Origin of the sequence: Thiobacillus sp. 65-1402, assembly GCF_001897685.1 — a bacterium.
GTDB lineage: Bacteria > Pseudomonadota > Gammaproteobacteria > Burkholderiales > Thiobacillaceae > Thiobacillus.
Genome location: NZ_MKUG01000165.1, coordinates 1 through 5,665, shown reverse-complemented (window position 1 = coordinate 5,665; position 5,665 = coordinate 1). Strand labels below are relative to the sequence as shown.

Annotated in this window: 8 protein-coding genes; 4 read left to right on the top strand and 4 right to left on the bottom strand. The window is 63.5% G+C overall.

The window, feature by feature from the left end:
• The 3 genes from mnmH to smpB all read right to left on the bottom strand — a co-directional run.
• Positions 1–712 (bottom strand): tRNA 2-selenouridine(34) synthase MnmH (gene mnmH / locus BGO62_RS12405; RefSeq protein ID WP_296642903.1); only part of this gene is annotated, 712 nt, incomplete at its 3' end.
• Between the two features lie 227 nt (positions 713–939).
• Positions 940–1,113, bottom strand: a complete 174-nt coding sequence (locus BGO62_RS12400; RefSeq protein WP_296642900.1) for a hypothetical protein — start codon at positions 1,111–1,113, stop codon at positions 940–942.
• A 126-nt stretch (positions 1,114–1,239) separates the two neighbouring features.
• Positions 1,240–1,683: an SsrA-binding protein SmpB gene (gene smpB, locus BGO62_RS12395; RefSeq protein ID WP_018078788.1), complete on the bottom strand. Its 444-nt coding sequence runs from the start codon at positions 1,681–1,683 to the stop codon at positions 1,240–1,242.
• A gap of 51 nt (positions 1,684–1,734) precedes the next feature.
• Between smpB and BGO62_RS12390 the strand changes: the two genes are divergently transcribed.
• Positions 1,735–2,166, top strand: a complete 432-nt coding sequence (locus BGO62_RS12390; protein WP_296642906.1) for a type II toxin-antitoxin system RatA family toxin — start codon at positions 1,735–1,737, stop codon at positions 2,164–2,166.
• Positions 2,163–2,486 (top strand): RnfH family protein, encoded by a 324-nt coding sequence (locus tag BGO62_RS12385; protein WP_296642896.1) that lies wholly within the window; start codon positions 2,163–2,165, stop codon positions 2,484–2,486. The genes BGO62_RS12390 and BGO62_RS12385 overlap by 4 nt, the downstream gene beginning before the upstream one ends.
• 96 nt (positions 2,487–2,582) lie before the next feature.
• On the opposite strand, the gene BGO62_RS12380 is transcribed toward BGO62_RS12385, so the two are convergent.
• A complete protein-coding gene (locus BGO62_RS12380) occupies positions 2,583–2,936 on the bottom strand; it encodes a hypothetical protein (RefSeq protein ID WP_296642894.1) in 354 nt (117 codons plus the stop codon).
• 224 nt (positions 2,937–3,160) lie between these two features.
• Between BGO62_RS12380 and guaB the strand changes: the two genes are divergently transcribed.
• Both guaB and guaA read left to right on the top strand, forming a co-directional pair.
• Positions 3,161–4,621: an IMP dehydrogenase gene (guaB, locus tag BGO62_RS12375; protein ID WP_296642893.1), complete on the top strand. Its 1,461-nt coding sequence runs from the start codon at positions 3,161–3,163 to the stop codon at positions 4,619–4,621.
• Between the two features lie 138 nt (positions 4,622–4,759).
• On the top strand, positions 4,760–5,665 hold a 906-nt coding region (guaA, locus tag BGO62_RS12370; protein WP_296642890.1), incomplete at its 3' end, for a glutamine-hydrolyzing GMP synthase.

Here is a 5,665-nt window from a genome sequence, read left to right as displayed (position 1 = left end):
GCCGTATGCAGGGGCTGGCACGCATCGCCGCGATGAGCGCAGCGGGCACCCGCAGCACGCCGATTTTTTTGCTTTCCGACTCCACGAATACCGGGCGCTGCGGGTTGAATCGGGCGAGGGCGAAGCAGATCGCGCTCTCGAAGCTTTTTTGCGTCGGCTGGGGCTGTTCCGGCAGCGCCCCCAGCAACGAGCCCCGATGGGCGGCGAGCGCTTCGAGGTCGAGCACCTGAGCGCCTTCGTCGGCCAGTGCCTGCAGCAGACGGCTCTTGCCGCTGCCGGTGGGACCGCTTACCACACGATAGCTCAACAGAGCCGGCAGACGCTCGAGTTCCGCTACCACATGCCGCCGATAGGCTTGATAGCCGCCGTCGAGCTGCGTCGCGGCGAAGCCGATTTTCTGCAGGATGTGCGTCATCGCACCGCTGCGGCTGCCGCCGCGCCAGCAATACACCAGCGGGCGATACGATTTGGGCTTGTCGGCAAACCAGGTTTCGAGGTGGCGGGCGATATTGCGCGACACCAGCGCTGCGCCGACTTTCTTGGCCTCGAACGACGACACCTGTTTGTACAGGGTGCCGACGCGCTCGCGCTCGGCATCGTCCAGCACCGGCAGATTGATGGCGCCGGGGATGCGGTCCACGGCAAACTCGCCCGGGGAACGGGCGTCGATGATCTCATCGAAGGCGGGGAGTTCTGCTACGGTGGCGGGCAAACTGGGCTCAACTTTCGGGGATGACAACAGATGGACACGGGCGTAAGCGCGCCATTGTCCCACGGCGGCGGATGCGGCTGCAAAACCCCGCCCACCGGGTCAAGCGGGCGCGTTGTTGCGTCGCTGGCTGGTCTGTTGTTGCGGGCTGCCGGACAGCGGAAAGGAGAAGGCTATGGCCAAAGCCATAGCATGGCTTGGCGCGCCTGCGCGCCAACGCCGGTTGATGCTCAAACGGCTTTCAGGGGCGCGAACTTGCGGTCATCGATGCGCCGGCTGGCTGCCTTGCGGCGATCTGCCGTAATGCCGGGCGGCAGCGCTGCATCGTGCGGCGCGACGCGACGATCACCCAAACGGCGTTCCAGCGGAATGAATTCAACCTGGTAAACGGGAAGGGCCGACATCGGTTTTGTCCTTGTTTGTCGAGATGTTGACGATTGTAGTCATTATTTCGACGGGTCGGCAAGGAAAAACATGACCGATAAGCAGATTATTTCATCCGTTAGTCGGCGCTGGAACGCAAGTCGGGATCAGGTCGTCCGGATCAGGCGCTGTTTCTCGCGTTGCCATTCACGCTCTTTTTCCGCGGCGCGCTTGTCATGCTGTTTCTTGCCTTTCGCCAGACCGATCTCCAGCTTGATGCGGCCTTTGGAATAGTGCATGTCGAGCGGCACCAGGGTGAAGCCGGCCCGCTCGGTTTTGCCGATCAGCTTGTTGATTTCCGCTGCGTGCAGCAGCAGCTTGCGCGAACGCGTGGGGTCGGGATGGATGTGGGTGGAAGCGGTGGGCAGCGGGCTGATGTGGCAGCCGATCAGATACACGGCGCCGTTCTTGACGACGACATAGGCTTCCTTCAACTGCACGCGGCCGGCGCGTATGGCTTTGACTTCCCAGCCTTCCAGCACGAGGCCGGCTTCGAATTTTTCCTCGATGAAATAATCGTGAAAGGCTTTTTTGTTGTCGGCGATGCTCATGGCGGACTGGCTTGCGTACAATTCTCGATTTTACAAGGCTTTAGGCACCCAATGGCGCGTGTGGAAAAAAGTGTGCTGGTGGCGCATCCCCCCGAGCGCATGTTTGAGCTGGTGGACCGGGTCGAGGATTACCCCGCTTTTCTGCCCTGGTGCGGCGGCACCGAATTGAAGTTCCGCGATGAACACAGCACGGTGGCGACGATACATATCGCCTATATGGGAATTCGCCAAAGCTTCACCACCGAAAACGCCAAAATCCACCCGCGCGAAATGCGCATCAGGTTGCAGCATGGCCCGTTTGCGGAACTCGAAGGCGACTGGTCGTTCCTGCCACTGGGGGGCGATGCCTGCAAGGTCGAATTCCGCCTGCAGTATGTGTTTTCCAGCCGGGTGCTGGAGACCATCCTGACGCCGGTATTCAGCCACATCACCAATACGTTTGTCGACGCCTTCGTGCGCCGCGCCGACGAGGTTTATGCATGAACGCAGCCAGTATCAGTGTTGAAGTGATCTACGCGCTGCCGGAGCAGCAGCCGCTGTTGCGGGTGAGTCTGGCCGAAGGCTCGACCGTGGAAGACGCCATCCGCCTGTCCGGCGTGCTGGAGGCATTTCCCGAGATCGATCTGGGCAAGAACAAGGTCGGGATTTTCAGCAAGTTGGTCAAGCTGGACGAGACGGTGCGCGACAAGGACCGGGTGGAAATCTACCGCCCGCTGATAGCCGATCCCAAGGAGGTCCGCCGCAAGCGGGCGGAAGAAGGCAAGGTCACCCGCAAAGGTGGCGGCGAAGCCGCAGCGGAATGACGCATCAGGGTATGGATGCGCCCGCGCGGTTCGGGGCGCACAAAAAAGGCCTTCCGGCGCGAAACCGGAAGGCCTTTTGAGCGGAGGCGGGCTTGTTCAGTCGCCGACTTTGAGCACCGGATAGTCGAGCTGGGCCAGACCTTTTTTGGCTTGGTCGCTGGCCAGCTTGGCCTGCTTCAGCACGGCGGCGCTGTCGCCTTTTTCGGCGGCGGTTTCGGCCGCCTTGAGTGCGCTTTCAGCGGTGGTCCACAGGGCGTTTTTGGCCTTGGCTGCCTTGACGTCGGCCTGGGCTGCGGTGAGCGCGGCCTGTGCCTCGGCGCTGATGGAGGCCTTGGCCGGTTCGGCAGCCTTGGCGGCGGGCTGGCCGCCCGGCTGATTGACGTAAAGGCCGCTGCAGCCAGCCAGGCCCAGCAGGGCAACGGAAGTCAGGGCAAGCAAAACTTTCGACATTATTCTATCTCCTCGAGTTGTATGGCGTTCATGGGGGCTGCCGAACCGCGCGCCCTAGCAGGTTGAATGCTGACGCAAAGTTAGCCGCATCACGTCCGGGAGTCAACCGCCAGCGATAATTATCGGATTGGTAGATTACGACCAAGCGCCGGCGCGCGATTGCTCCCGGTTTGTGCAGGGCGGGGGCGGGCGCGTATAATTCCGCTTTGCGTTAAGGAAAGCCCATGCGTGTTCTGCAAAAAGCGCTGACGTTCGATGACGTTCTGCTCATTCCCGCCCATTCCGCCATCCTTCCCCGCGAAGTCAGCCTGTCCACGCAGTTGACTCGCACGATTACCCTGAATCTTCCTCTATTGTCCGCCGCGATGGATACGGTGACCGAGGCGCGTCTGGCGATTGCGCTGGCGCAGGAAGGCGGTCTTGGCATCATCCACAAGAACATGAACGCCGAGGCGCAGGCGGCGCAGGTTGCAGCGGTCAAGCGCTTCGAATCCGGCGTGGTCAAGGACCCGATTACCGTCGCGCCGCAGATGACGGTGCGCCAGGTGCTCGAAATCACCCGCGCGAAGCGCATTTCCGGCCTGCCGGTGATCGATGCCGGCAAAGTGGTCGGCATCGTCACCAACCGCGACCTGCGCTTCGAAACCCAGCTCGACCAGCCGGTGGCCAACATCATGACGCCGAAAGAACGGCTGGTGACGGTGAAGGAGGGCGCCAACCGCGACGAGGCGATGGCGCTCTTGCATAAACATCGGCTGGAGCGCGTGCTGGTGGTGAACGACGCCTTTGAACTGCGCGGGCTGATTACCGTCAAGGACATCCAAAAATCCAGCGAGCACCCGCAGGCATGCAAGGACGCGATGGGCCGTCTGCGCGTCGGCGCGGCGGTCGGCACCGGCGAGGGCACCGAAGAGCGCGTGGCCGCGCTGGTGGCCGCCGGGGTCGACGTGATTACCGTCGATACCGCGCACGGCCATTCCAAGGGCGTGCTCGAACGGGTGCGCTGGGTCAAGCAGAACTTTCCCGACGTGCAGGTCATCGGCGGCAACATCGCCACCGCGGCGGCCGCCGCCGCGCTGGTCGAACACGGGGCCGATGCCGTCAAGGTCGGCATCGGCCCCGGCTCCATCTGCACCACGCGCATGGTCGCGGGCGTCGGCGTGCCGCAGATCACCGCCGTGGCGAACGTGTCAGACGCCCTGGCGGGCAGCGGGGTCGGGGTGATCGCCGACGGCGGCATCCGCTATTCCGGCGATATCTCCAAGGCGCTGGCTGCCGGCGCCGACTGCGTCATGCTCGGCGGCCTGCTGGCCGGTACCGAGGAAGCACCCGGCGATATCGAGCTGTTCCAGGGCCGCTCCTACAAATCGTATCGCGGCATGGGCTCCCTGGGCGCCATGCAGCAGGGTTCCTCCGACCGCTATTTCCAGGACACCGAAAAAAGCGCCGAGAAGCTGGTGCCGGAAGGCGTCGAAGGCCGCGTGCCCTACAAGGGCAGCGTGCTGGCGGTAATCCACCAGCTGATGGGCGGCCTGCGCTCATCGATGGGCTACCTGGGCGTCGCCAGCATCGCCGACATGCACGCCAAGGCCGAGTTCGTCGAGATCACTTCGGCCGGCGTACGCGAATCGCATGTGCACGATGTACAGATCGTCAAGGAAGCGCCGAATTATCGCGTGGAATAGGGGCTAGGGATTTGGAGCCAGGATCTAGGGGAAGTCACGCTGCGCGTGGCTTTCTTTTTTTGACCCCCAGCCCCAACCCTTGGCCCCTAGCCCCTAAATCCTACTAGCCCCTAAATCCCAGTCCCTGGCCCCGAGAATATGCACCAGAAAATCCTCATCCTCGATTTCGGTTCCCAGTACACCCAGCTCATCGCCCGCCGCGTGCGCGAGGCCGGCGTCTATTGCGAACTGCATCCCAACGACGTGACCGACGCTTTCGTGCGCGAGTTCGCGCCGGCCGGCGTCATCCTGTCCGGCGGGCCGAATTCGGTCTACGAGGAGGAAACGCCGCGCGCGCCGCAGAGCGTGTTCGAACTGGGCGTGCCGGTGCTGGGCATCTGCTACGGCATGCAGACGATGGCGGCGCAGCTGGGCGGCCAGGTCGAGTCCGCCGCCAAGCGCGAATTCGGTTATGCCGAAATCCGTGCGCGCGGCCATACGGCCTTGCTGCGCGACATCCAGGACCGCGTCAACGACGAGGGCCACGGCCTGCTCGACGTGTGGATGAGCCACGGCGACAAGGTCACCGCGTTGCCGCCCGGCTTCAAGGCGATGGCGAGCAACGCCGCCACCCCGATCGCCGGCATGGCGGACGAGGCGCGCAAGTTCTACGGCGTGCAGTTCCATCCCGAAGTCACCCACACCCTGCAGGGGAGAACCATTCTCAACCGTTTCGTGCGCGACCTGTGCGGCTGCGCGGGCGACTGGAACATGCCCGACTACGTCGACGAGGCGATCGGCAAGGTGCGCAGCGAGGTCGGCAGCGACGAGGTCATCCTGGGTCTGTCGGGCGGCGTCGATTCCTCGGTGGTCGCGGCCCTGCTGCACCGCGCCATCGGCGCGCAGCTCACCTGCGTCTTCGTCGACAACGGCCTGCTGCGTTTGAACGAAGCCGAGCAGGTGATGCAGACCTTCGCCGACAACCTCGGCGTCAAAGTCATCCATGTCGATGCGCGCGACCGCTTCATGGACGCGCTCGCCGGTGTGTCCGACCCCGAACAGAAG

Bases quoted from the DNA above. Each gene is read 5' to 3' on its own strand.
- BGO62_RS12400 (WP_296642900.1), bottom strand. From the start codon at position 1,113: ATGTCGGCCCTTCCCGTTTACCAGGTTGAATTCATTCCGCTGGAACGC.
- smpB (WP_018078788.1), bottom strand. From the start codon at position 1,683: ATGAGCATCGCCGACAACAAAAAAGCCTTTCACGATTATTTCATCGAG.
- BGO62_RS12390 (WP_296642906.1), top strand. From the start codon at position 1,735: ATGGCGCGTGTGGAAAAAAGTGTGCTGGTGGCGCATCCCCCCGAGCGC.
- BGO62_RS12385 (WP_296642896.1), top strand. From the start codon at position 2,163: ATGAACGCAGCCAGTATCAGTGTTGAAGTGATCTACGCGCTGCCGGAG.
- BGO62_RS12380 (WP_296642894.1), bottom strand. From the start codon at position 2,936: ATGTCGAAAGTTTTGCTTGCCCTGACTTCCGTTGCCCTGCTGGGCCTG.
- guaB (WP_296642893.1), top strand. From the start codon at position 3,161: ATGCGTGTTCTGCAAAAAGCGCTGACGTTCGATGACGTTCTGCTCATT.